Below are 26,203 nucleotides of genomic sequence, written 5' to 3'. Positions count from 1 at the left end.
CAAATGATGTCCGAATTCGCACATTTAATATCCAAATCTGTAAATAATTGTCTCTAAAAATTGGGAGAAAGTCACAATCGGATTTTAAGCCAACATTTACATCAGTAGTAAAGAAGGAGGTGCCGCTTGGAAGATATAAGCTATCTTTTAATTTCAATAAGCAACACCCAAGCATCAAAAACAGCTTTAATGAATGATAAAATCATCGCCGGAACTATCCAATAAAATCCAGTATCGTGAAAAAACAACAGGCAAAGTCCTGCTAAGAGATAAGGAAGAATTGCGAGTTGATCAAAAAGTAAATTAAAAAGATATACGCGTTTAAATTCCTTTAATGCTTTCAGATATATTTTCAGATCAGCCCTGGTCACCATAACGCAAACAAGCAACCCAAATCCTAAAAGTTCGTAACCTATTAAGTTATGTCTTTGGTTGGGAACGAGCAAAAGAACTGAAAAGATCAAGATGGATACCAATAAAATTAAAGCTACTGATGCCTTGAGAATAAGAAGCGGAAATGATAAGATTTGTGTGAGGTTGATGGAAATTCCAACAAATATTAATCCCGTCAGCGCTGCCGCTGCACCCGCAGTGGCTACATAGAAATCATTCCATTCAGGCATATTTGAAGTCATACAGATTTGATTTACGGAGATTGGTTTGTTTACCTAAGTAATTTTTATAATAGGTATAGAGGATTCCTTTATTGATGCATAGAGCATCCAGTCAGCGAAGTCCTGATCATTTAAACCAGGCAATTACATAAACTACGTCAATATTGTGCTGATTTAAAAGATGGGGTAAATCCGTACACGACTTCCATGTACGGATTTATGTTCTAAGGTCGATATTAATTACCTTCGTTATCTGTCAGAAGATTTTGATCGCTGGCGTGGGAAATATTTAGAAATGTGCAGGATCGCTCCCGGAACAACCACTTTCCCGTTTCATAAACAAGCCGATCATCGTAGGTTGCCAGGCTTTGATAACAAGATCCGTCGTGACTGCCAGCACTTTCCGATAGGATCCAGCGCGCAGTGGCCGTTTTTCCTGAGATCGTGACCACACCTGAGTGCAGCATCTGACAAAAGAAACGCTTGCCTACTGTAAGTGTCGAAAAGAGCTTTGAAATACTATCTCGACCTCTACTCTCTATAATGAGAGGTGCGGATAGCAACCAAACGCCATCCTCTGTCCATAACGATGTAAAACGTTTCGCATCCCCAGACGTGCAGATATCTGCAAACGAAGCAGCCAACGCCCGGATCAGATTCTCGTCTTCCAGGATTTTCAGTCTTTCTTCAATGCTATTCATGACTTTTGTAAGTGTAAAGTTTCGTCGTTTGGGCCTCGCTGTATACCGCTAACCAGCCGGTCCCAGTTTCCATGCGCAATGGCTTCCTTGTCCGCCACGGACAGTTCTGCTTGTTCAAGGAAAGCGCGTGCACCATTCTTAATGCTGCTTTGGTATGGCCAGTCCTGGGAGAACATCATCCGATCAACGCTAACAATCTCGATCGTGCGAGATAAATACTGCGGGCTGAAAATGCCACTTGGCGTATAATAGACGTTCTGTTTGAAATAGTCGATTATGGGACGCTCCAGATTGAGGCCAGCGTGGTTTAGCTGTGCGATGCGATCTAAGTAGAAGAGTACCACTTCGCCCCAGTGGCCAACAATCACCTGAAGTTTAGGATACCGGTCAAAAACCCCGCCCAGCACCATCCGCAGGAGCTGGATTCCCGTCTCATAATGCCAACCTATCGCGCCCATAGAAAGCATGATGTCCGCTACGTCGCCAATACCTGTATAGTAGGCATCACGTACTTTGGCTGGGGGAAGCTGCGGATGGAGGTAAAGCGGTGCCGCTAACGCTTCTGCAGCCTCGTAAATCGGATCGAAGTCGCGATGATCCATATTGCGCTCACGGACACGTCCATTCAGCAGCGCCCCTTTCAGCCCAAGCTCATGTACAGCACGTTGCAGCTCTTTTGCTGCTGCCGCCGGATCAGGTGCAGGAAGCGTTGCGAAACCATCGAAGCGATCAGGTCGGTTTTTAATGGCACCCTTCAAGATGTCATTGAAGTCTCTGGCAACTGATATGGCATCTGCTGGCTCAAAATTCTGAACACCGGGTGACGGCAGTGACAGCACCTGAATATCGATGCCTGCATCATCCATTGCCTGAATGCGGATATCCTCCAGATCTTCCAATTGCCTTGCATATTGATTGCTATTTAAGGACACTGTGAAGTCTTGTTGGGCCGCGGTTGCCGTCCAGGCGTCACTTACCCGACCAGGTACAAAGTGTTCTTCTAAAGCTATAATTTTCATAGTTTTGGTCTTTTATAGTTCCTTACCCACGCTTATATCAACCAATGTGTTCGGATAAAAAGTCAGATGTACGCTGATCTGCTAAAGCCGCTGCGGCTTCCGATCTACGTTTGCCAAGGGTGCAAGCAAAACCATGGTGTTCGCCTGGATAGTCAAAAATCGTGATCTGCGGATTACGGTCAAAAGCAGCATGAATTTGCGCCTGAATCTCTTTGCCCACGTGTTCGTCGAACTCTGGCATATGTAACATGAGCGGATTTCTGATGGCATCTTTTTCGTCAAGCATGCGCTCGATCTGCACACCGTAGTAAGATACGGCCGCATCAATATCTGTTCTGGCCGAAGCATAAGCCGCCATGCGTCCACCCAGGCAATAACCGACCAAGCCGACCTTTACCTTACTGCCTGCGATCTCTCGAGCTTTGTTTATCGTGCTCTGGACATCGTGTACCCCTTTATCCGTGTTAAAGCGCATGACGACATCCACGGAACGTTTCAAGTTGGATTTCACGTCCGGGTCCAATTCCATACCCGGATCCAGACGCCAGAAAAGGTCAGGCGCTATGGCCAGGTAACCGCTTTGGGCCAAGAGGTCGCAACGCCAGCGAATGTCAGTATCGACTCCGAAAATTTCCTGAATGACGAGAACTGCCCCCCGTGGTCTCCCCTCTGGCTCTGCCACATACACATTGAACTTGCCTACGCCGTCATAGGAATGTATCTTTGTTGTAAAACTCATATTGAAAAATTGTTTAACCGTACCACGTGGTACGGTTAAACAAACGTACTAAATGGTACGGTAAATTGCAAGCAAATAAATAATGTCTAAAGATCTGCAACAACAAGCGCGCCGTAAGACAATCCTGGAGGTTGCTGGACAGCACTTCCTTCTACATGGTTATGGTGGCACTACGATGTCGGCGATTGCTTTGGCATCTGGTGGGTCAAAAGAAACCCTGTGGCGGTACTTCCCTAATAAAGAGGTTCTTTTCGCGGCATATATCGAGCACGCCACTGCTGCTTTTCGGGGTAGGTTGGCTCCTGATCTTGACTCCAATATTCCTTTGGAAAAAGCGCTCAGAAACTTTGCCAAACACTACATCGAAGAGATATGTTCGCCAGAATCAGTTGAATTGCATCGACTTGCAGTGAGCGAGAGTTCGCGTTTTCCGGAAGTCGGCAGGCTGTTTTATGAACGTGCGCCGAAGGCAACTGAGGAGCTTCTTGCCGACTTTTTGGAAAAACAAATGGTAATTGGAAGCCTGCGGTCAGAAGATCCCAATAGAGCTGCCAGAACGCTTATCCAACTATGTATGATGGCAAGATATCCGGTCATTTTCTGTATTCAAACGGCTGCCGACATAAATGCAACCGGATTGGCTCAAACTAGTGTATCAGATTTTATGAGTATTTATGGAAATGTATAAAGAACCGGTCGTGGCTGTTGAAGAAGTAGTCCGAACAAGGAATTTTTGAGATCTGCTTCAAATATTTCTTTTACCTTTCAAAAAGAAAGGTAATCTGCTAAAAAGAGCGGATTGGTAATAGTAGATCGGCTACTAACTTCCTGGGCAGCACTTATACCGACTTTTATTTTTGTCGTTTTAAGATGCTTCTTGACATTAAATGCAATGGCAGCCACCAAAATGTTCTTATGAGCTCCTTGCTTTCCCAGCACATTTACTTTACTGAATCCATAATATTGAACCAAGCTTCTAAAGGCTGGGTCAACTGTACTTTGTCGTAGCCGCTTCATCCTTTTTCCCCTTCTGCTTTGTTGCCTTACATATGCCCTCTGATACTCTGGATACTTTCACCGGAATCTGCATTCAGGCGTGAAAACCGTTTAGTTTCATATCCATTCATTCATTTATTAAATTATAGCTTTTCGTTGAGCCCTCAATTTTGCTCTGACGGAATTACAGCCACGTAGATTTAGAATATTATATAAAATCACGTTAGCACCATTAAATCCGATTTTTTTCGCTCCACTTTTTTGGTTTTAGTCCAAAGTATTTTTCAAACAATCGCCCAAAGTAACTGAGGTTGCTGAACCCTAACTGATATCCAACTTCTGAAACGGATCGTTTCTCTTCTCTTAAAAGCCTTGCAGCTTCCTGCATACGCCGATGCTGGTGGTAATCGTTTAGGCCCATCCCAAATACCTGGGTAAAAATTTTTCTTAATTTCAGTTCATTCATTCCGCTTACTTTGACGAGCCCCGCCATTGTAAAGGAACTATCCAGGGAGTCTTCCAGGGCATTGCGGACAAGATATACTGCCTCTATTTCATAATTGCTCAGGCTACGGTGCCTGATGTCCTGTCTGTTTAATAAATTTTCAAAAAGCAGATAAATCAGTTCCAATGATTTCAATCTGTAATATGCTTCAGGCAAAATAGGGTCCGTATGGCTGTCGGAGATTTCATTGACCAGCTTTGCCATTTGAGGCGACATAAATTCCTCTATCCAAAGCGTTTGATCCGCGTTGAATAAATATTCCAGCCGGCTTTGATCTTTCCCTATGAAGTTTCTCAGATAATTCAGGCTTAACAGAATTGTAATTTGCCTGATGTTAAAATCTTTTGGGAAAGTAACCTCGCTTTCCCAGTTAGAAGGTGTTATACGTACATGGGGCTGACAAGCCGGCGGCCTGGCTGCCGGTATAGCTTCCTTTGCTGCGGTATTAAACATATTCTGAAACGAGATCAGCAGTCCCTTCTCTTCGATCTGCATCGGTTTTCGTTTGAAGAAAAATGTTTCAGTGGCTACCAGTGACCGGATCAACACAAGCATATCTGGCAGCATATCTACCACCTTCATCTCATCGAATTGCAGCAGCTTTAATGCAGCGTCATCAGCTAGTACAGGGACACCCAGCCTGGTTGCCAGCCTTAGCATTTCATGTTGAACCTCATTCATTCTTTTGGACTATTTTTGCTGTCTAATGGGCTATTTTTATCACAAATTAGCAAATAATTTTGTGATGTTAATTTAAATTAAAATATATGAAGAAACATATTGTTATCTCAGGAGGGGGTATAGCCGGTTTAACGGCGGCAAAGTTTTTAGCCAAACAAGGTCACAGGATAACGGTGCTGGAAAGAGCCCTGTCATTTAATAAATCAGGATTTCTGATTTCGCTGAAAAGTTTTGGGGTAAAGATCATGGATGAACTTGGGCTCACTTCTGAGCTCTTTGGTGAATCATCGCCTTCTGAATTTGTCAATTTCAGGGAATCTGATGATACGGTAATCCAAAAGATCAGCTATGAGAAGATGAATGAAAATATTGAACGCTCGATCTTAATCACAAGAGGTGGGCTTCATCATGTATTGTACGAAAGTGTAAAGAATGAAGTCGAGATAAAATTTTCATCAAGCATTCAAGAGCTAATCGTACAGGGGCAGCAAACCAATATTGTACTTGGTGACGGGAGCATTTTGGCGGCTGATCTGCTCATTGTTTCAGAAGGATTGCGTTCATCGACAAGGGAAAACCATTTCAGACATTGTCAGCTCGAAGACTTTAATGTGCTTTATATGGGTGGCCGGCTTAAAGGGAAGCATTCTTACAAAGTAGGAACGTTTAATATTTATATTGATGTCAATAAGATGCTGTCTGTTTACCCGATTGCTGCTGAAGAAATAGCCATACAGTGTTATGTCCACAATACAAGCGATGATTTAGCGGCCATAAAAAATACTGCCGACAAACTGCTGTTAGAATCTTTCAAAGGATATAGCCCTGATACAGTGAGCCTTCTGGATCGATTCGTAGACAAAGGCCTTATGTTCGTAGATAAAATGGGTATGGTAAATGCCCCGAAACTAGTGCAGGGAAATGCTGTTTTACTAGGGGATGCAGGCTATTGCCCTACGGCACTTTCCGGTATGGGCGCATCCCTATCTATTTACGGAGCAAAAGCACTGGCACATTTTATCCAGCAGAATACCGGCGATTTGAAATCAGCCTGTAACAGTTATGATAATCTGATGCAGCCGATAATTCAAAAATTTCAGGGTAATGCAAGAAATAACGCGGCATCCTTTATTCCCGATAACGAAGAGAAATTAAAGCAATTTGTCCAATCGTTTAGAGCAGCTTCGGAGCCGGATCTTCATAGAATAATGACTGATCCCATTGTATTGAATGATAACCAGTTACACTTTAAAGCAGATCACTGAGATGAATTTTAGAAAAATGCTGGCTGTGTTAACTGGATTTGGAACGGTTGCGCTTTTGAGTTCGGTGTTTGCCAAAATACAAGGGGTGCTCAATCCGACGTCTCTGGTGCTATTCACAAATAATAGCTTAGGGACAACGGATACTTTGCAATTGCTGATCAAATTGTTGTGTGTTTATAGCAGCTGTATCATTGGTGGTATGATGAGCACTATCGTTGGCGGAGGCACCAGGGAGAATTTAATTGTTGGCGCCATTACAGAATTACTTGTAGGCTGGCTTTGGCTGTCGGTCGTAAATCCTTCCTGGTTCTGGATAATGTTGATTCTTGGTGTGTTGCCTTGCGTTTTGTTAGGAAATAAATGGCTTTTAGTACTTAAAGGTAAACACTGGCATGCGGGTAAGTGAAGTTAAGTAGAGGATAAGATCTGTTAACTGGTTCTGGTACTTCTAGCAAACCATGCATTCTGTGAACCAGACATTTCCTACCTCAGGCATTTTATCCAAGTAGTTTCCTTTGATTATATATCTGTACGACCTGGAACCTGCACGCACCTATGGCCAAGTATGCGATGGGACATGGCAAGGACGTAGCCTGTGAAATTCCGATTGCAACCACAGTGCAAGAATGCTTCCACCTGGTCGAAACCTCTGAAGGAACAAAAAAGCACTGCATGATGCTTGAAAAGTGCTGCTATGATTTCTTTGAATTATTGACACTGAACATGGCCAGACAACGGTTTTTCAGTGAGATCCTTCACGCAGAGGGTGCTTATATCCATGATTCATTGTTTGATTGGGCGCGCTGGCTATTTTCCTTCATGTCGGATCGCAGGTGATTGCTTTTGACACCATCATTGGTTATGCGGGATCAGTGGGCCTTGGTCTTGTGGAAGCAAAGGTTTTTTCGTCTTACACACTTTTCTGCACGATCTGTGGTTAATCAGTTTGGGTATCGTTTTTATTCCCAAACTGATTAACCAGGTCAATGCCCTGAGGGTCCGTACGGTTTTAGGAACCTTATTCACTTTACTGATTATATACGCTAAGGGAGAGATTAGCTGGCTTAGTCACAGTACCGATGTTTCGATCTGGTTTGTAGTGCTTTTAGGACTGGCCAACTCACTGGTCTGGGCTGGAATATGGCCGGTTGCACTGGATAGTTAGGGCAGATTTACCAAGCTTGGAGCATCGGTTATGATTATGGGTTTGAGCGGAAATGCCAGCATTCCTTTATTTTATGGTCACTTTGCCGATGTGCAAAAGGCTTACTGGGTGCTGGTTCCGTGTTATCTGTACCTAGTTATTTATGCTTTTCAGGACACAAAATAAAACACTGGCTCTGAGTTTCTTTACTTTTTAAAGGCGGATTTTAAAATTTTACTGTATAGAAATAATGACGATTAAAATTTTCAACGGTAATATTCTGACGCCTTACCGAATGATAAAAAACGGCACAGTCGTAATTGCCAACTGAAAGATTGCTAGGTGATTGAACGGGATATTGAGACGCCCGATGCTGTTGAAATTGATGCAAAGGAAACTATATTTCACCCGGTTTTATCGATATGCACATCCATGGTGGTAGCTATGATTTCATGGACGGCACTAAGGAAGCTAATTTGAAAATCGCTGAAACACATGTGAGGTATGGCATGACATCCATGGTGCCGACGACGCTTACAAGTCAAAAGAAAGAACTTTTGAGAAAACTTGATCTCTATGAGCGGGCACACGAGAAAAATCGGAACGGATCACAGTTTTTGAGGATGCATTTGGAAGGGCCATACTTCTCGCAGGGTCATTACGGTGCATAGGAGGCACGTTACAGTCGGAAATACTGCATGCAAGATTGTCGTTGCAGTAATTTAGCTTTTAGCTAAATTCTTTCGTCTACACCAGAGGGTCTTCAAGTTTCAGAATTGTGATACTCCTTTTATTTTGCATTGCCAGCGGCAAGTTTAGGATATTGCGCTTCCTCTCCATTTGTCTTTTATCAGGATATGACATGGTCTTCATCTTATTAGGGAGATGCCAACTTCCCAAGAGCTCTTGCAAGTTATCTCCTTGATCACTATTACAAAATGTATCTATGAAACTTTTACATCCATTCAATCGGTCGACAAAAGCCCACTGGTAACGAGATATTGGCGTCATGGAAGGCGAAGTGCTTCGTATTTGGGTTTAGTGGTGAAATCCCATCCGAACGTTAAGCCGTGAACCTTTACCAACTGTTTTAAACAACCTCACAATCCGGCAGTACGATTTTTAATAGGAGAAGGATGGTGCAAGTGTAGATTTTGTCTTCCTTAATTTATTTATACTTTCCATGATTCAATTATTTGAATTTTGTATCTTTGAAAAATGAATAATATAGAAACATTAGAAGATTTTTATACACAACGTTTCAAGGCTATTCCAAAAATTTTGCAAAATGAAATCGGGCATTTTAATGTGTTTGCTTTTAATGATTTGCTAGGGTGTAGCATAAAACCCATTCCTTACAGTCGCAGAGGTTATTTTAAAATAAGCTTCATACAAGGGGTAAATAAAGTGCATTTTTCGGATAAAACTATTGAGATCAAAAAACAGGCATTGCTTTTTGCAAATCCCCAGGTGCCCTATAATTGGGAACAAATCGGAAATGAGCAAAATGGATTTTCGTGTGTGTTTACAGAGCTTTTTTTTCATCATTTCGGCAATCCGAAAGACTATTCTGTTTTTCAACCGGAGCGTTTGCCAATAATTGAATTGACAGACATACAGGCAAGGTGGGTAAAGAAATTATTTGACGAAATGCTAACGGAGTGGACATCTGAACACATGCATAAGTACGACAAAATGCGAATTATGGTTTTTGATCTTTTGTATAATGCAGAAAAACTGCAACCTATTAAACCCACTTTTCAACTCTACAATAACGCTTCTCAAAAAATTACCACCCAATTTTTAGAATTATTAGAACGTCAGTTTCCTGTTGAAGATGTTGGTGCATTGCCTTTACGTTCCGCTTCAGATTTTGCGGAAAAACTATCCATTCACGTCAATCATTTGAACAAAGCGTTACACGAAGTTTTGCATAAATCCACCTCTTTCATTATTCAGGAAAGAATTTTAATTGAAGCAAAAATCCTTTTGAAGCATACGAAAAAAGATGTTTCTGAAATTGCGTTTGCATTAGGTTTTAAAGAAAATACACATTTCAATAATTTCTTTAAAAAATATACTGGTATAACACCAAGACAGTTTCGTCTTGATTGATTTTTGTAATAATGTGATTGTTTTTTGTTAGAACATAGGTTTGTTCTCAACTTAATTTGCAACAACAAATTATATACTACAATGGCAAAAACAATTTTTATTACAGGTGCTTCATCGGGCATAGGGAAATCAACAGCAATTTATTTTGCAAACAAAGGTTGGAAAGTAATTGCAACAATGCGAAGTCCACAAACAGTAACAGATTTAGGAGAATACGAAAATGTTACGTTGCTTCCGTTAGACGTTACTAATGTTGAACAAATAAAATCAACATATGAAAAGGCTATTGCTTTGGGAAATATTGACGTTGTGTTGAATAATGCAGGTTACGGAACTGTTGGTGCGTTGGAAGGGACGACAGACAAAGAAATTGAACAAGTTGTAAATACCAATCTTTTGGGCGTTATCCGATTGACGAAGGAGTTTACTCCGCATTTCAGAGAAAACAAAAGAGGTGTATTTATAACAATTTCATCCATTGGTGGTTTAGTCGCTTATCCTTTCTTTTCGTTGTATCACGCTACAAAATGGGCTATTGAAGGTTGGACAGAAAGTATGGCTTTTGAATTAAACCGTTTGGGTATTCAAATAAAAACAGTTCAACCTGGACCTACAAAAACCGATTTTGTAGGCCGTTCATTGGTTATTCCTGAGCATCCGGCCTATGAAGATTTTTTCGATGGCTTCAAAAAAGTATTTTTTAGCGACGAAGTCATCAACAGTCTTGCTCCTGCGGAAACTGTTTCAGAAGTGATATACCAAGCTGCCACAGACGGAAAAAACCAGTTGCGTTACTTGGTTGGCGCTGTTGCAAATGATGATTACAACAAGCGTTTAGAATTGGGTGCAGAAGCATTTCATCAAGACCTGGATAAGGCATTTTTCGGATGAAAATTATTTATAACAAAGAACAAATAAAAAAAAGGCTGTAAAAAGCCTTTTTTTTATTAAGAGTATGCTGTCCATTCATAGGAGAAGCGGCAGATGCAAAAGAACTGTTTAAGGAATGTTGGTTGATAGTCCTAATTGCATTCAAATTTGACGGATTTATCCTTCATTGTCACTGGATCAGTAACTTGATTTGTACTTCGCTTGTCCCGCTAGTGACTGTTAAACGTCTTTTGTATTTTGTTTGATGAGTGCCAGCATAGTGGAGTTAAAAGAAGTCAAATCTGATCCTAATTCGTTGAAAAATTCCAAGTCAGCGTTTTCGACACAAATAATGGCTTTTTGAAGTACTACTTCTCCTTTCGTAGTCAGCTTAATCAGCTTTGCCCTGGTGTCTATCGGGTGATCATGGCGGGTGATGAATTCTTTTTCTTCGAGTGTCCTTAAGACCTTTGACACCATCATCCTATCCGCATTGCCCTGATTAGCTATATCGACCTGCGTAACTTTATCACTCTCCCTAGATAGCCAGGCCAGGGCACAGAGTAGCGCAAACTGGGTAGAGGTTAGATCCAAAGGATCCAGCACACGCTTTTGTTTCCTTTGCCATAGCATGGTTAACTGCCCCAAAAGATAACCCGGGCTTTCTTCGGGTTTCTTAAAATGAAATTCAATCTTTTTGGACATGGCTCTTTTCCAGCATTTGTGAAGAAATCAGTTCAAAGTCTTGCTGATCGATTTCGAACAAACCAAAACGAAACGGATAGCCCCAGTTTTTCTTGTCCTGAATAAAATTCAGTCCAGGGATTAGCGGCAAAATGGAAGTATCTTCGCCATGAAAAATTTCAACCTCGCGTCTTGATGGGCAGAAATCCTCTGACGCTTGGAACTGATAGATTTCATCATCCATAAGCCTGCCTATCCCAGTGAACTGCTGACACGCCTGTGGCTTTCCTAGTGTTTGTTTTCCCGAATAGAAGATAACGACATCATCTTTGCGCAAACGTTTAAGTGGCGATGCCTTGCCGTGGCAAGTCTGGGCAATCACCTGCATGAATGCGCTTTTGACATGCTCCTTTGACGCCGATATGATCCAATTTTTTGTATCCCGGTTCATATCTATTCAACTGTCTCAAGGAAGGTTAGCTTGTATCCATCTGGGTCTTTGGCAACGATGATTTTTCCGAAAGGTGTTTCCTGAATTGGCCCCAGCAGGGTTACATCCTTCGCAAGAAGCTGAGCCTGGAGATCCTCGATTTTACCATCGATTGCGAACCAGATTGCAACGCCGACACCCAGCTCTTTTCCATTGAGGTCACCGATTGGGGTACGAATGGCAAAACTTGACTCACCTTTGTTGTAACGAAAAACACAGGCATGTGGGTTAGGTATTCCGGAATCTTCGAAACCCAATTTCTGCGTATAAAACGCTTTGGATGCCTCAATATCCCTCACTTGAAGGGATGCAAATTCTAATTTTCTCATAATGTTTCTAATTTTTGTTGTCGTAAATATAATATATACGACTACAAAATTCAAATGTTTTATTTTCTCATGTTCACATTTATACGACCTTTTACATGTGGACATCTGTCTCCGCTACGCTGAATGCATAGTATGAGATAACCGTCCGTTTTCGCTAATTTTGAAAATTTGTTTGGTGGTATTTGTGTAAATCACAAGCTGGCTATTCAGTGACCTTTTAGAGCATAGGAAGGAGTGTTTTAGTTCGATAAAGGTAAGACGATGCACGTTTAATCATAATTTAACATGCTGCTCAGAGCGTCCATAAGCAAACGGTGCTGGCCGCAGCAGAACTGTTTTAAAGATGTTGGAACATAGGTAGCTTTCTGATTCTTTTTCAGAATTGTACCGCAAAAGCAGGGAAAATAGGTGAGCAACCGATATAAGTGTTGATTAGGGTTTCCTTAAAATAAAACATCAACACGCGAGGATGTACGAAATATTGCTGTTGTTTAATGAAATTAAAGAAGCAGATAAGCCGGATTACATTAGTGACTCTTCCTTTTACATAAAAAAAATAGGGAATCATTTAAAAAATGGACAACTCATACTCACGGATTTAAAAAATATAAAAACAATACAAATTCCTAAATCTCCGGATGTTAAAATTCAGTTTCATCTTATTCCTTTTGATTAAGTTGAGAATTTTCTCAAAAAACGATAACGAATAAAAAGTTACGATTGAGTTTATGAAAAAGAATGGTAAATAGGGAAAAAGATGATAAAACTTGGTAAGGGTATTTCAAATTTCATAGTGATTGCATTTGTATTAACAATGATTGTGTCCTTAATAATCTTTTTGAGTATTTAGATGCCACTTAACGACTTGTTGTATGTGTTCTTTTTATATATCGCTGTTGCATTATTTTTTTACGGAGTTTATAGACTTTTTAAGATGCTGCTCTGATTCAAACTGATAGCCTGTCACAATAATGTCCCACAAAGCGAAGAGTTATTGAAGACAACTCCAAATGATGTTCAAAGCAGATATAATAGGTCTGCCGTATTCTGGAGAATATAGCGAACGAGTTTACGACAATGAAAATCCATGGAATTCTCAAAGTTGGACCTTTGTAAGGTTCATAAACAACGATCAATCAGAGTGGTGCGGACATTTTAGTGGTTTTCCAAGGGAAGTTGCTGTCCCGAAAGCCAGAGATATGGTCTTGATTTTGACATCGGATTGGTTATACCGGCTTGACAGGCAGAGAGGAAATCTAACGAATTCAGAAGACAAGCTCTTCTCTGGACTGACCTATGAAAATTCTCTTCTTAAAATCGAAGAACGGATAGAATGTGATTTATAGATAAAAATTGTATTTTATTTGTTTGAAGACCTATGCCATGGGGTAATTTAAGAACCATTAAAACATGTATTTGGCAAGCCTGACAGAATTTGCTTCTGCGACTACAGTAGGAAGAAAATGTATTGCACCGCGCAATAAAAACCTATTTTATTTCTGTCGGATTGACCGTTAATGTTGTAGAATTATTTTATATATTGTAGAAATTGTTACAGTTTATAAGATTATTAAAGATTAAACGATCAATGCTCATCACGCGTCGTTAAGAATATTTCTCACTGTATCACGGCTGCTCTCCCTTAAGATGAAATATATGACCGCTCAGACGCTTTTTTTGGTGTCAATCCATATTCTGGTTCAGGCGCAGAATCTTAGATTCAACCATCTCACAACCAATGAGGGACTTTCCCAAAGCCACGTGACGGCCATTCTCAAAGACAAACAAGGTTTTATGTGGTTTGGAACAGAAGACGGGCTCAATAAATATGATGGCTACATCTTTACCCATTATAAACATCAACCTGACGACAAAAACAGTATAACAGACAGCTATATCCAGGATTTATTAGAAGATAAAAAAGGCAACCTGTATGTTGCCACATCCAGTGGTCTTGACAGGTTTGACAGAAATAAGAACAGTTTCAGACACTTATTTACCCAAGATGTTAACGATATTTTCCAGGACAGTGAAAACAGGATCTGGCTTGGTACTCAAAATGGGCTTTTCCTATTTGACCAAAAAGGCAATAGATTTCGATTCTTTCAGCATGCCGGGCAGAATCGCAGTTCAGAAAGCAGAAATCCAATTCTTCGTATTGAGGAAGAAATGGACGGTTCACTGTGGCTGGGAACGGAAAAGGGGCTTTACCAAGTAGTGCTTAAAAATCAGAAATATACAAGCCGCCATGTTGCAATGGCATGCAAAAACTGCTTACCGGCAGCACCTGTCAGAGCCCTTTGTAAAGATGGCAATGGACGTTTATGGATAGGAACCAGGGGCGCCGGGCTTTATATGTACAAGCATGACCAACAAGCCTTTCAAAACTTTCAACATCAGCCTTCTCAAGAGAATTCAATTGCACATAATGATATTCTTACTATAATGGAGGCTAAGGATCATAACCTTTGGATCGGAACCGAAAACGGTGGAATAAGCATGTATAACGTTGTTACAGGCCAGTTTCATCGCTATCAGCAACGACCCAATGAGCCGGCCACCTTAGGCAATAATTCTGTTTATTCGATCTATCAGGATGACGCTGAGAATTTCTGGATTGGCACCTATGCTGCCGGGGTTGATTTTTTGCCCAGGTTTGGCGAGAAATTTCGGTCTTACCGGACCATTCCAGCAAATCCTGCCAGCCTTACAAACAACGTGGTGCTTTCCATATGCGGGGATAGTTTAGGCAGGCGTGTATGGCTAGGCACAGATGGCGGCGGATTGAATGTATTTGACAGCCAAAGCAATACATTTTCAAATTACCGGCACGATCCTAAAAACCCAAAATCCATCAGTAATGACCATGTGATTTCGATAATAAGAATTTCTAAAGATGTATTGGCGCTCGGGTTCCACGATGGGGGCTTTGATTTTTTTAATACTAAAACCGCTGCTGCGCAGCACCATTTACCAGATCCTGGTGACCCAAACAGTCTTTCGTTTGCAGATGTTAACAACCTATATAAAGACCGCCAGGATAATATATGGATAGGCACCTGGGGCGGCGGGTTGAACTCTTACAACCTGAAAACCGAAAGATTTACGCGCTACCGGACTAATCCCAGAGACAGCAGCAGCATTAGCTCAGACATCGTAACAACTGTTTTTCAGGATCAGGAAGGCAATATCTGGGTTGGAACCTACAATGGACTCAACCGGCTGGATGTCGTCCGGCAGCGCTTCAAGCGTTACGGACGTAAAGCAGGCAATAGCGTGTCGATCTCGCATAATAAGGTCCAATGCATTGTCCAGACTGATCCAGGCGGCTTGTGGATAGGCACAGTCGGAGGAGGACTCAATTATTTTGATACCGTCACTCAAACATTTAAGGCCTACACCGAAAAGGATGGGCTGGCCAGCAATGTTGTATTTGCCATGCTGCAAGATCATCACAACAATTTATGGTTAAGTACCAATAAGGGCATTTCAAGACTGGATCTTCAAAAGAGAACATTTAGAAACTTTGGGGTCAAAGACGGTCTTCAGGGAAACGAGTTCAGAGATAATTCCTGTTTTGTGAGCAGTGCCGGGCAAATGTTTTTCGGCGGGGTGAATGGGTTTAGCAGCTTCAACCCAGATAGCATCAGCTACAACCGATTTGCCGCACCGTTGTTTCTTACTGGGCTTCAGATTTTTAACAAGACTGTTACAGCTGGTGACCGCTCGGCAGTTCTAATAAAAGATATCTCCCAAACCAACGAACTGGTACTCTCATACAAGCAGTCTGTATTTACACTTGAATTTGCAGCACTTAACTATACCATACCGGAAAAAAACCAGTATGCCTACCAGTTGGAAGGGTTTGATCCGGCCTGGAATTATGTCGGCACAAGGCGCACGGCAACCTATACAAACCTTGATGCTGGAACGTATACTTTCAGGGTTAAAGCGTCCAATAATGACGGGATGTGGAACCCGGTGGGCAGGTCTTTAAAAATCACTATTACTCCGCCGTTTTGGCTGACCTGGTGGTTCAGGTTGATCGCTCTGAGTACTGGCACTGGTGTTTTGATCTTGATTTACCTGGTGCGAACACATGCGAGCCGAAGGCACAAGAAATTGTTGATCAAAGAAGTCAAACAGCGTACCATGCAGCTGGAAGTGGCTATTGAAGAGGAGAGAAAAGCCAAGCGAGCCGTAGAGAAAGCTATTGAGCAGGAAAAAAAAGCGAAGCAGCAGGCCGAGTTGGCCAGTAGGGCTAAAAGTGCTTTTCTGGCTGTGATGAGTCACGAGATCAGGACGCCTATGAATGGGGTTATTGGTATGGCTTCACTGCTTGCGGAAACGGAGCTGGATCCTGAGCAGCGCAGTTACACGGAAAGTATACAGTCAAGCGGAAGCAGTTTACTGACGGTGATCAATGATATTTTGGACTTCTCAAAAATAGAATCGGGCCATATGCAGCTTGAGGAAGCACCGTTCAACCTTCGAAGCTGCATCGAAGCGGTGATGGATGTGTTTAGTGCTAAAACCGTAGAATCTAAACTTGAGCTGCTTTACACAATAGAGCGTGGCGTACCCGAGCAGTTGATTGGCGATAGTCTTCGGCTTAGCCAGATCCTTACGAATCTGATTGGAAATGCTGTGAAATTTACCAATATGGGAGAGGTTGTATTATCAGTCCAGCTGCATGAGGGCATAGAAGTGGATCAAAAAATTCGACTGTACTTTTCAATCAAAGATACCGGAATCGGTATTTCCCAAGATAAGATCGGTAGGTTGTTCAAGGCCTTTTCGCAGGTAGACTCCTCCACCAGCCGACAATATGGCGGTACAGGCCTAGGCCTTGCCATTTCACAGAAACTGGTTGGTCTGATGGGCGGTACCATTCAAGTAAGCAGCTCTGAAGGTAAAGGTAGCACCTTCGAATTTTCATTGCTTTTCAAAATGCAACTTCCTTTCCATGCTGGCATTTCGGTAGATCATAAAGATTTTTCGACAGCTATGGTCCTTATAGCAGAAGGTAATGCCAGCAGCCGCCGGATATTGGCGGACCAGCTTAACGATTGGGGAATGGTTGTCCTGCAGGCAGCCAATGGCCAGCAAGCGCTGCATCTACTGGCAGAAAATAAAGCGGTACAGTTGGTGATTACCGGGATGAATATGGTGCCTGTCGACGGCATAGGGCTTGCAATGAGGACCAACCAAAATTACCCTGGGCTTCCGGTGATACTTCTAAGTGCCGGAAGCGAACTGCCCAAGGAACAGAAGGCGCTTTTCAGTGCCTTGCTGAAAAAACCATTCAGGCAAAAATTACTTTTTAATACGGTTCAGCAGCAGCTTAAAAACAAAGATGTTGGCTATGCAGCTGGTACAACAGCGCCTGAAGTGTTCAATAAATTACTTTACGCAGGCTTTTCAAGCAAATATCCGCTCAACATCCTTGTGGCAGAGGATAATAAGGTCAATCAGATTGTGATATTAAATGTTCTCAGCAAGCTGGGCTATAAACCAACGCTTGTTTTCGATGGAGCTCAGGCGGTGCAGAGCGCAAGTCAAAACGCATTTGATCTCATTTTGATGGACGTACAAATGCCACATATGGACGGGCTTGAAGCAACAAAAATAATTAAGGCAGGTAATTTGGGTAGGCCCTATATCATTGCAATGACCGCCAACGCTATGCCTGAGGATAAAAATCAATGCTTTGACGCTGGGATGGACGAGTATGTTAGTAAACCTTTGAAATTGGAAGAATTAATGCAGATCCTTGAAAAATTCTCCAGGTTAATACGAGAGAGGAAGCAGTAAGGCTTTGAAGGTAGTGATTCTGAGGATGGTAAAGTATTTTATGGATACATGACTTTTAATGATCGCCGGAATTGCGGGAATGTTCTCGATTTGCCCGGATCAAACGTTGCAGCATGTTCTACGAAAACAACATGCAACATGATGAACGGACAAACCAAAGTTTCTGATATGGAAACAATTTTACAAGGGTCTCCGCGCCAGACGATACGCCACTGCACTTCTGTACCCCATCAGACACGCGGTCTTTCCGGGTGGACTTTCGAAAGACGCGCTCTGTTACCAATGCCCCCACAACAAGAGCCTACACATTCGTCAGGGAGGCCGATTTATGTTTTTTAGGATCCCTTCCCGAACAAATGTCGAACCAATTTCTCAATGATTTACAGAAAATAACTAGATTAGTTGTGCATTGACGTATTTACGAAGCTAAATATTTTAGGTAATGCTCCTACGATTTTATGAAGGTCGAATCCCATCGGAATTTTCACCAACTAAATTTTGAACACCTACTTTTTTATTTCGAAGACGGGCCGGACTTTCGCTTATAAGTTCCTGCAAGATAAAGATACCTTGGCCGGATCCAAAACCGACAACTCAATTTTGAAATTGACAAGTGGGTTCAATGATGCAAGAGATTAATTGCCTCTCGTGTTCCTACTATAATGGCACTAGCCGATAATAACAATTTCCTCAATACCGGGATTTTTTTAAATCATTGACTGTGAAATTATTAATTTATAACTGCATGGTCACTATTGATAATTGAAATTCAATTCGATGGCTCGAAATTATAACCCTTGATTGATTACCTTCTGATCCAGTAAACCATTATGGAAGAAAATGTGATTTTCCTCCATTTAAAATAAACGATGAGGTAGAATATCCGGCTCAGTCTTCTTAGGAAACAAAAACAAAAAGAGAGCCTTCGGATAAGATCCTTGGCTCTCTACCTGTACTTAGACTATAAACACCATAGAAAACGGCTGAACTAAATAAAAATCTATGCCAAAAAAGAGCGTAGAAATTTCCTACGCACTTTCCATCTCAACCTAACTGGTAGATATAAAAAAAGTTATACTACTGACGGAGGTAACAAAAGTTACAAAAAAACATCACCAGAATAACCTTTGATGTTTAAAACCCTCCTCAGAATAGTAAGCGACTTACTCAGTACTGCAAATGTAGCGTGTATTTTATTTTCACAAAGAGAAGGTAAGAAACTTATAAGCTTATTAACATGTAAGGAGTCGCGGCCTTCTGCGTTTCTTTTTTGTCCAGAACTACTAAATAACTGTCTTCAAATTCAAACTTACTAAAAGGGAAGGAATCAATTCTTACGCATCTTTTGATTATAAATGAAAATCTGATGTTTGGATCCATTGATTTATTTTACTCCTCACTTGAAGTTTATTTTATCACGTTTCTCTCACAATTTACGAGTAATTTACCTTACAATGCTGGTTGCTGCCGAAATCAAAGAGCTACGCCTGGCCGAATCTCTTCCGGTTATCAATGAGCTGGGAAAATGGATCTTTGATCAATTTAAAGTGCACCCCCAAAAAGCCAGATTGGAAAAATGAAGGATTAAAAAGGGTATTCCAAGGAAAACTAGTATTTGTATTTGTACCTTTTGTCTGGTAGGGGCATCTGTACCAAATCAAGTTTGGATCTATCCCTATTTGCATTCTCAGCGTAGGTGTGAACGGAGGTGGCTTTGCATAACTCAATCGCAAAAGGACATTGTAATCAACAGGTTTATATCCTTTATATTTGGGAATCTGTTAATAAATGAGAATTTTCATATGAAAGTTACTTGCGTTCCAATTAATCTTTCGGCCGTTGAACGTTTAAACTATGACATAAATGAAACGAATGATCTGATAGAAATGGATCTTGATGATAAAATGCTTCAAAGATTATTCGAGATTGGTTTCTTTGAGAAAATCAATGCTATTTCTGGGGCCTTAATTGATTATTTTGAAGACGAGCATATCGTTGGAATACCTGCAATAACCAAGGTATTAAATAGTAATATCTTAGACAATGCCGGTTACGATATTGAACTCCATGATGTTTTGGGTGAAATCAAAAGTCTATTTCAAGAGGCATTTGACCGAGGGACTGGTGTGTTTTTTTATTTTTGAGCTGCTTGATAGTTGTAATAATTGTGGTGTAAGTGTCTGTACGTAATCAAAATGGTTCGATTTGACGTAGGGATGCAGTAACTTCAGGATACAAGGATGAAAAAACCTCACGGAAAGACTGTTCACCAGCTTTCGGTTATCTGACCGGGTTTCAAGGGAGTTTGAAGAATATAAATTAACACGCTCCATTTGACATTAAAATATAGGGATTTAATATAGAAGAAGTTATCAGGGTGGAAATCATATTTATTGAAGCTAGGTTCTGAGCTAGCCAAACCTGCCGGGAAACAGGACAGCGATCTTGATTATCTTCCCAAACAACTTCTTTGTGAGTTAATTAAATCCATTATTTTGACGCAGTGGCATATAGTAGCGCAATGAATCCGTCCGGCTCCAACCTTACAGTTTAAATGATCACAAGCTTAGTTTGTATCAGTACTCAATTCAACGCTGTAAGCGAACTTCATTATGTTTGGGAGCAAACAGTGTACCAGTATAAGTTAATCCGATGGTTCCTTCCGACCTGGATCACCTTTGCAGGTTTCCAGCCGATAAACCCATATTATTGTAGGTCAACGTTCCATTTTCGGCAATTGATCCGGGTATTTGAAAGCGGTAAGAGAAATCCGTCCTGCCTGATGTCGCACCAAAACTCCATTGCAATAACCCCACTTTATTCAATTAATGATTTGGAAATCAGGTTATCTTAGGCCCATGGACAAAATCACCTCTACATGACACTTTTATAAGGCACATATGACTGATAAAAACATTGCTATTGAATATTTTCAAAGCTATTTGCCACAATTTGTGACCGGACAGCTGGATCTTTCGACGCTGACGCAGCTGCCAGACGTTTACGCATCTGCGGAATTGCAGAAATCGATGTCCGGCATTGTTTATTCAGGCCAAAGGAATGATGGGAAGAGAAAATAAAGGTATCACTGTTAATCTTGCACAAGAGTTACGCAGATAAGTACACCCCATTTCAGATAGGCGGCTACATTTTCCAGGATTGCAAAAACAAATTGAGGCTGAGACAAATCCGGTCGTCTTACAAAAATTTTAATATTTTTAATTAAAATTGATTTAAGAACCGTATTCCTTACGCCATCAAAAATGAAATTTTCTTTTTTAATTATTCTCTTCGTATCACTTAATGTATGTGCACAGCAAGTAGACATTGTGCTGATAGGTGTTTCACATAATTACAGTAGCTATCCCCGGCAGGACCTTTCAGCTATTTATAGTAAAATCAGGAAATTTGCGCCAACTGCTTTTTTCGGAGAGTTTTTGAGTAAGGAAGATGAACGACTTGTTATGGATTATTGGTGTAAACAGGATAACATCCGCAGACTTGAGATGCTTAGAAGAAATAGGGATATAGCAGTGGACTTACTCCCCCAAACCATTGACAGCTTAAAACAATTGTCAGAGCAACGGCCAGATAATTATCAAATAAAAGCGGATCTGGCACATGCTTATTACCTAGACCAGGATGTTGCAAATGCGCATTACCAGGTCTGGCAGGTATTTAGCAAACTGGTACAAACACCGGATACATCGCTTGAAAACTATGTAAATAAACTGCTTAGTCCCGGGTTTGATACCACGGGGCGAAGTATGAAAAGGCTAAAAACCTCGGAGTACGCACTCATTGCATTTCCAATGATGCTGGAAATGAAAATCAAGGGATTACTTCCCATGGATTGTCAGGATTATGATTTGAACTGGCAGGCATCCTCGGCCGCATTTCATCAAAAATTTCAACAATTTAGAGCGGATACAATTTCCTCTTATGCCGATGCATTAAAAGCACTGCTCAACAGGAGAGATAAAGGGTTCCTGAAAAACGCAGGTATCGAAAAAAGCTCAAAAAACATAACGGAGTGGTTAAATACAGACCAAGCCTCTGTGATCTTTGCTTCCGGAGATTTTTATTTTCCGGAAATGTATGATATTGCAGGATTTCCAAAAGAGCAAATGCTTTCGCAAATCCATTGGTGGCTAATGAGAAATAAAGTCATGTGCGAAAATGTTGTCAATAAGTCAAGGGCATTGGGTCTGAAAAGAGTCGTTGTTCTTGCCGGTGCCAATCATCGCAGATATATGCAGGATATATTTAAAACAATGCCTAACGTGACGATTAGAAATATTAATGAAGTTAAGTAAACTTTTTTCTTGGACAGGTTCATGCCATTAATCCTCCAAATTTCCAGTCACTAACAATTGCCGGCAGGCATTTTGGTTCTGCCTTCGCACCGGGAAACATTCGGATGCTAGATGTCACGTCTCGGGCAGAAAAACAGGATTATTATAAGAAGTGTTTCACTCAATATGTTGTGATTGCTGCCTTGAAAGACCTTTTTTGTGGAAGGACGGAAAATTTAATTAACAACGCCGGAGGCTTTGGCTGGATTAACCCGTTTGGGTTTAAAAAGGCATTATTTGTCTCGAACGGCTTTACATAAAGCCATACCATGAATCTGCAAAAGAGAACATGTTGCAAGGCCCCTTTGTCAGACGTCTTTATCTCAGCCAGTTATAAAATCACGTTTATCGTAGCTTTTTTTAGATAGCTATAAGGAAGCAACATTACCTGGTGGTGCAAAATCTGTAGTTTCTGCCTTTCTGCGCGTTCTCGTCTTGCATTATCCAATTGCAAAGGAATATCAGGCCGGCAAAGTCGGTCTTTTGTATACCGGTTTGTTTGCTTTACGTGGTTTTCACCTAATTGGGAATGTCTATTTAAAAGATTTTCTGAAAGCCATCAGTAGTTTCGCAGGCGAGATCAGTAGTCACTTTACAGAATCAAAGGTGTTGTGTTAGCTATACGACCGAATTGTTCGAATTTGAACAGTTGAGTGACCGTAATCGGACAGAATACCTGCGCTCCATTTGTAATTATCTTCGTTTAGAGCGTTTTGAGCTCGGTTATAATGGCTGGCTTTTTATTTGCTATGCAAAGTAAGAAGATATGGAACACAATTGAATTTTAGACATGAAGGGTACTCAACTGGGCGAATTTGAAGAGGTGGTACTGCTCTCGATTGCCTCACTCTGGGATGACGCTTACAGCGTGGCCGTTTTGGAGGTATTGAACAAGCGTCTGGCCAGGCCCATGAGCCTGGGTGCAGTGCACCGAACCATGCAGCGGCTTGAAGAGAAGAGGCTCGTTAGCTCACGGTTCGGAGAGGCTTCGGCTGAACGGGGCGGACGACGGAAACGACTTTTTACGGTCACTATGGCAGGCGAACAAGCCCTGAGAGAGACGCGGCGTGTTCGTAATGAACTTTGGGATAATATTTCAGAAACAGCTTTTGGAAATTGATATGAAACGTGAAACGAACTCGCCACCACGCTGGGCCGAACGTCTGATTGAAAACATGGCTGCCCCGCACCTGCGGGAAGAGATCCTGGGAGACCTGTTTGAACTGTTCCAAAAACGTAGCATGCGGCTGGGTGAGCTTCCAGCGCAGTGGTTATACGTACTGGATGTAATCCTGTTAATCCATCCCCGGCTCTGGCGGAAAAATGCAACCGCGGCCAGGCTAACACAACATTCAACCGATTTTTCTAAACCCAATCCCATTGTCATGCTTAATAATTACATCAAAGTTGCCTTTAGGAAATTAAACCGGCAAAAATCCTATACGCTGATTAACACGATCAGCCTTAGCCTGGGCATTGCTTGTGCTATCCTGATTTTTACGTTGGTGAGGTACCATCTGAGCTTTGAGGATTTTCATGCAGATAAAGACAGGATTTACCGCATATATTCAGAATTACATGGTGAAAAAATCAGCTACAGCACAGGTGTGCCGAATCCATTGGGCCAGGCTTTCCGGGCAGAACACGATGTTGCCCAGAAAGTGGGCCGGATTGCATTTCTGCCTAAACGGGTAGTATCGCTCAACCCGCAGAAAAAGTTTGAAGAAGATATCGCTTTCGCTGACGCCGATTTTTTCGATATTTTCAATTTCCCTCTGATTGAAGGTGACTCCCGGTCGGTACTGCGCGAGCCTAACACCGCGTTGATTACCAAGCAAACAGCAAGGAAATATTTTGGGAACACTGCGGCAGTCGGACAACTGCTGCGGATCGATGATTCATTAATGGTACGGGTGACTGGTGTACTGCGTGATTTGCCGCCCAACACTGATTTTCATTCGCAAATCTTTGTTCCGTTCGTCAATTTGCAGGATCATAGTCCGTGGATGGTTGAAAAGGACTGGTGGATGAGCGTCAACAAAGAAATGCAGTGCTTCGTGCGGTTGAAGCCCGGCGTGACGGCTGCCTCGGTCAACAAGGCGGTGCTGCCTGCGATTTCTAGCACGCATTATGACAAGGAAATGGCTAAGTATTTTCGGTTTAAGCTACAACCGCTGTCCGATGTTCATTTCAATATGGATTTGCGTGGAAAAGTAGACAAAAAAAACCTTCAGACCTTTGGGTGGATTGGCTTCTTTCTGGTGCTGACCGCATGCGTCAACTTTGTAAACCTGGCTACCGCGCAAGCCGTTGGCAGGTCACGTGAAATCGGTGTACGTAAAGCATTAGGTAGTCGAGAGGGCTCACTTTTCTGGCAGTTTATGATCGAGACGGCCATTATTGCAACGGGTGCGCTGGTAATTGCTGCGGGTCTGGCACACCTGGCGCTACCTTTCGTAAACCGGTTGTTTGAGATAAACCTTTCCATTAATCCCTTTCAGGACAAAACCCTGCCTGTATTTTTGGGTATATTACTGATCGTTGTAATCTTTTGCTCTGGTGCGTACCCAGGATTAATTTTGGCCCGGTTTCAGCCCGTGGCCGCATTGAAAGGTAAACTGACGCTACAAACGCCCGGCATGTTCTCGGTGCGTAGGGGGCTGGTTATTGGACAGTTTGCAATTTCCCAGCTTCTGATCATTGGTACTTTGGTTATTACAAGTCAGCTGCGTTATTCCCAGCAAGCAGACATGGGTTTTCAAAAAGAAGCAGTCGTGATCCTGCCTATCCCCGACAACCAACAAACAAAAATCAAAACGTTGGGAACTGAACTTAGCAGGCTTTCGGGCATTGATAATGTAACGTTCTTTGATACACCTCCCGCATCGGATGCCATAGGTAGCACCAATATTCAGTTTGATATGCGTCCTGAACCGGAAAAGTTTTCAATTTCCATTAAAGCGGCAGACGATCAATATGTGCCGATGTTCAAAATCCCGCTAATCGCTGGTCGTAACCTTTTTATCTCTGACACGATCCGCGAGTATTTGCTCAACGAGACGGCTGTGAAAGCGCTGGGTTTGAAAACGTCGGATGACGCATTGGGTAAGCCTGCTACGATCAACGGTCGCCGGGGAACAATTGTTGGCGTGGTGAAAGACTTTCACTTCCGCTCCCTGCGGCTGGCTATAGAGCCACTGTGTCTGACAACCCATAGCGAGGTTTATAACAGTTGCGCGCTAAAAATAAACTTATCGTACATGGCCACCACCATTGATCAGATGAAAGCAGAATGGACTAACATTTATCCTTCATCGATTTTTACCTACCAGTTCATGGATGAGGACATTGAACGGTTTTACAAGCTTGACAATATGCTTCTCCGCCTGATACAGGCTTTCGCCGCAGTAGCAATTTTTGTAGGGTGTCTTGGCCTGTATGGCCTGGTATCCTTTATGGCCAATCAAAAGACCAAGGAAATTGGTGTTCGCAAAGTGCTTGGAGCAAACACTTCGGACATTCTCTGGCTGTTCGGGAAGGAATTTATCCGGTTGCTATTGATTGCTTTCATGCTGGCTGCTCCGCTGGCATTGTGGATTATGAGCCGTTGGCTCAACGATTTCGCATACCACATCGTGCCAGGACCCGGAGTCTTTGCGCTAGCTCTTATGACAACATTCTCAGTAGCGTCCATTACAGTGGCATTCAGAAGTGTCAAAGCTTCGATGATCAACCCCATTATGACCTTGCGCACGGAATAACTGCTGCCATGGTCAGCTGTGACAATATGGATTAAACAATTAATTGCTTTGATTGATGATGATTTGGATGATGAGTTTTTTTTAATGACAACTGGAAAATAGGGAATGTTTTAACTTCTTC

The 26,203-nt window shown here is 41.9% G+C and carries 22 protein-coding genes and 4 pseudogenes; 17 read left to right on the top strand and 9 right to left on the bottom strand.

The annotated features are described in order from the left end of the window. Positions 1–140: 140 nt before the first annotated feature. The 4 genes from IEE83_RS17410 to IEE83_RS17395 all read right to left on the bottom strand — a co-directional run bounded on the left by IEE83_RS17410 (position 141) and on the right by IEE83_RS17395 (position 3,073). A complete protein-coding gene (locus IEE83_RS17410; RefSeq protein WP_194121805.1) occupies positions 141–635 on the bottom strand; it encodes a hypothetical protein in 495 nt (164 codons plus the stop codon). Positions 636–850: 215 nt separating this feature from the next. Further along, positions 851–1,315 (bottom strand): nuclear transport factor 2 family protein, encoded by a 465-nt coding sequence (locus IEE83_RS17405; protein ID WP_194121804.1) that lies wholly within the window; start codon positions 1,313–1,315, stop codon positions 851–853. After that, complete coding sequence (locus IEE83_RS17400; protein WP_194121803.1) at positions 1,312–2,334, bottom strand: amidohydrolase family protein; 1,023 nt, start codon at positions 2,332–2,334, stop codon at positions 1,312–1,314. The genes IEE83_RS17405 and IEE83_RS17400 overlap by 4 nt, the downstream gene beginning before the upstream one ends. A gap of 37 nt (positions 2,335–2,371) precedes the next feature. After that, a complete protein-coding gene (locus tag IEE83_RS17395) occupies positions 2,372–3,073 on the bottom strand; it encodes a dienelactone hydrolase family protein (protein WP_194121802.1) in 702 nt (233 codons plus the stop codon). An 82-nt stretch (positions 3,074–3,155) separates the two neighbouring features. On the opposite strand from IEE83_RS17395, the gene IEE83_RS17390 reads away from it, so the two are divergent. Beyond that, positions 3,156–3,761: a TetR/AcrR family transcriptional regulator gene (locus IEE83_RS17390; RefSeq protein ID WP_194121801.1), complete on the top strand. Its 606-nt coding sequence runs from the start codon at positions 3,156–3,158 to the stop codon at positions 3,759–3,761. 77 nt (positions 3,762–3,838) lie between these two features. Here IEE83_RS17390 and IEE83_RS33000 read toward each other — a convergent pair. Both IEE83_RS33000 and IEE83_RS17380 read right to left on the bottom strand, forming a co-directional pair. Next, positions 3,839–4,120: pseudogene (locus IEE83_RS33000) on the bottom strand (transposase); the annotation flags it as partial. 181 nt (positions 4,121–4,301) lie between these two features. Then, on the bottom strand, positions 4,302–5,255 hold the full coding sequence (locus IEE83_RS17380; RefSeq protein WP_194121800.1) for a helix-turn-helix domain-containing protein: 954 nt from the start codon (positions 5,253–5,255) through the stop codon (positions 4,302–4,304). A gap of 86 nt (positions 5,256–5,341) precedes the next feature. Here IEE83_RS17380 and IEE83_RS17375 point away from each other — a divergent pair, with 86 nt between their 5' ends. The 7 genes and pseudogenes from IEE83_RS17375 (at position 5,342) to IEE83_RS17345 (ending at position 10,670) form a co-directional block, all read left to right on the top strand. Then, positions 5,342–6,520, top strand: a complete 1,179-nt coding sequence (locus IEE83_RS17375; protein ID WP_194121799.1) for an FAD-dependent oxidoreductase — start codon at positions 5,342–5,344, stop codon at positions 6,518–6,520. 1 nt (position 6,521) lies between these two features. Continuing rightward, positions 6,522–6,926 carry a hypothetical protein gene (locus IEE83_RS17370; protein WP_194121798.1) on the top strand — a complete coding sequence of 135 codons (405 nt, stop codon included), beginning with the start codon at positions 6,522–6,524 and terminating at the stop codon, positions 6,924–6,926. 113 nt (positions 6,927–7,039) lie between these two features. Beyond that, a pseudogene (locus IEE83_RS17365) lies at positions 7,040–7,309 on the top strand (Gfo/Idh/MocA family oxidoreductase); the annotation flags it as partial. A gap of 5 nt (positions 7,310–7,314) precedes the next feature. Next, positions 7,315–7,864, top strand: a pseudogene (locus IEE83_RS33750) (MFS transporter); the annotation flags it as partial. Between the two features lie 222 nt (positions 7,865–8,086). Beyond that, positions 8,087–8,335, top strand: coding sequence for a hypothetical protein (locus IEE83_RS32990; RefSeq protein WP_228101849.1), 249 nt, complete (start codon positions 8,087–8,089; stop codon positions 8,333–8,335). Between the two features lie 547 nt (positions 8,336–8,882). Further along, a complete protein-coding gene (locus IEE83_RS17350) occupies positions 8,883–9,779 on the top strand; it encodes a helix-turn-helix domain-containing protein (RefSeq protein WP_194121796.1) in 897 nt (298 codons plus the stop codon). Positions 9,780–9,860: 81 nt separating this feature from the next. Next, entirely contained in the window at positions 9,861–10,670 is an 810-nt protein-coding gene (locus tag IEE83_RS17345) for an SDR family oxidoreductase (protein WP_194121795.1), read from the top strand. Positions 10,671–10,889: 219 nt separating this feature from the next. Here IEE83_RS17345 and IEE83_RS17340 read toward each other — a convergent pair whose 3' ends face one another. Genes IEE83_RS17340 through IEE83_RS17330 form a run of 3 tightly spaced genes read right to left on the bottom strand, consistent with a single transcriptional unit; the run spans position 10,890 to position 12,152 of the window. After that, positions 10,890–11,354, bottom strand: a complete 465-nt coding sequence (locus IEE83_RS17340) for a MarR family winged helix-turn-helix transcriptional regulator (protein ID WP_194121794.1) — start codon at positions 11,352–11,354, stop codon at positions 10,890–10,892. Continuing rightward, on the bottom strand, positions 11,338–11,784 hold the full coding sequence (locus IEE83_RS17335) for an EVE domain-containing protein (RefSeq protein ID WP_194121793.1): 447 nt from the start codon (positions 11,782–11,784) through the stop codon (positions 11,338–11,340). The genes IEE83_RS17340 and IEE83_RS17335 overlap by 17 nt, the downstream gene beginning before the upstream one ends. Before the next feature lie 2 nt (positions 11,785–11,786). Then, complete coding sequence (locus IEE83_RS17330) at positions 11,787–12,152, bottom strand: VOC family protein (protein WP_194121792.1); 366 nt, start codon at positions 12,150–12,152, stop codon at positions 11,787–11,789. Between the two features lie 469 nt (positions 12,153–12,621). Between IEE83_RS17330 and IEE83_RS17325 the strand changes: the two genes are divergently transcribed. The 9 genes and pseudogenes from IEE83_RS17325 to IEE83_RS17290 all read left to right on the top strand — a co-directional run bounded on the left by IEE83_RS17325 (position 12,622) and on the right by IEE83_RS17290 (position 26,082). Continuing rightward, entirely contained in the window at positions 12,622–12,828 is a 207-nt protein-coding gene (locus IEE83_RS17325) for a hypothetical protein (RefSeq protein ID WP_194121791.1), read from the top strand. Between the two features lie 334 nt (positions 12,829–13,162). After that, the gene (locus IEE83_RS32985; RefSeq protein WP_228101848.1) at positions 13,163–13,498 is read left to right on the top strand and encodes a hypothetical protein; all 336 of its coding nucleotides are present in this window, start codon (positions 13,163–13,165) and stop codon (positions 13,496–13,498) included. Positions 13,499–13,808: 310 nt separating this feature from the next. Next, entirely contained in the window at positions 13,809–17,966 is a 4,158-nt protein-coding gene (locus tag IEE83_RS17320) for a hybrid sensor histidine kinase/response regulator (RefSeq protein ID WP_194121790.1), read from the top strand. 138 nt (positions 17,967–18,104) lie between these two features. Beyond that, complete coding sequence (locus tag IEE83_RS17315) at positions 18,105–18,305, top strand: hypothetical protein (protein WP_194121789.1); 201 nt, start codon at positions 18,105–18,107, stop codon at positions 18,303–18,305. A 1,463-nt stretch (positions 18,306–19,768) separates the two neighbouring features. After that, entirely contained in the window at positions 19,769–20,110 is a 342-nt protein-coding gene (locus IEE83_RS17310) for a hypothetical protein (RefSeq protein WP_194121788.1), read from the top strand. Positions 20,111–20,863: 753 nt separating this feature from the next. Then, positions 20,864–21,046 (top strand): annotated as a pseudogene (locus IEE83_RS17305) (Rpn family recombination-promoting nuclease/putative transposase); the annotation flags it as partial. Positions 21,047–21,229: 183 nt separating this feature from the next. After that, the gene (locus IEE83_RS17300) at positions 21,230–22,282 is read left to right on the top strand and encodes a DUF5694 domain-containing protein (protein ID WP_194121786.1); all 1,053 of its coding nucleotides are present in this window, start codon (positions 21,230–21,232) and stop codon (positions 22,280–22,282) included. An 829-nt stretch (positions 22,283–23,111) separates the two neighbouring features. Then, a complete protein-coding gene (locus IEE83_RS17295; protein WP_194121785.1) occupies positions 23,112–23,441 on the top strand; it encodes a helix-turn-helix transcriptional regulator in 330 nt (109 codons plus the stop codon). A gap of 1 nt (position 23,442) precedes the next feature. Next, on the top strand, positions 23,443–26,082 hold the full coding sequence (locus IEE83_RS17290) for an ABC transporter permease (protein WP_194121784.1): 2,640 nt from the start codon (positions 23,443–23,445) through the stop codon (positions 26,080–26,082). Positions 26,083–26,203: the final 121 nt, after the last annotated feature.

It is taken from the genome of Dyadobacter subterraneus, from assembly GCF_015221875.1.
In the GTDB taxonomy this organism is placed as follows: Bacteria; Bacteroidota; Bacteroidia; order Cytophagales; family Spirosomataceae; genus Dyadobacter; species Dyadobacter subterraneus.
Note: the sequence above shows the minus strand (reverse complement) of the source record. Positions and strands in the feature narration are given on the sequence as shown.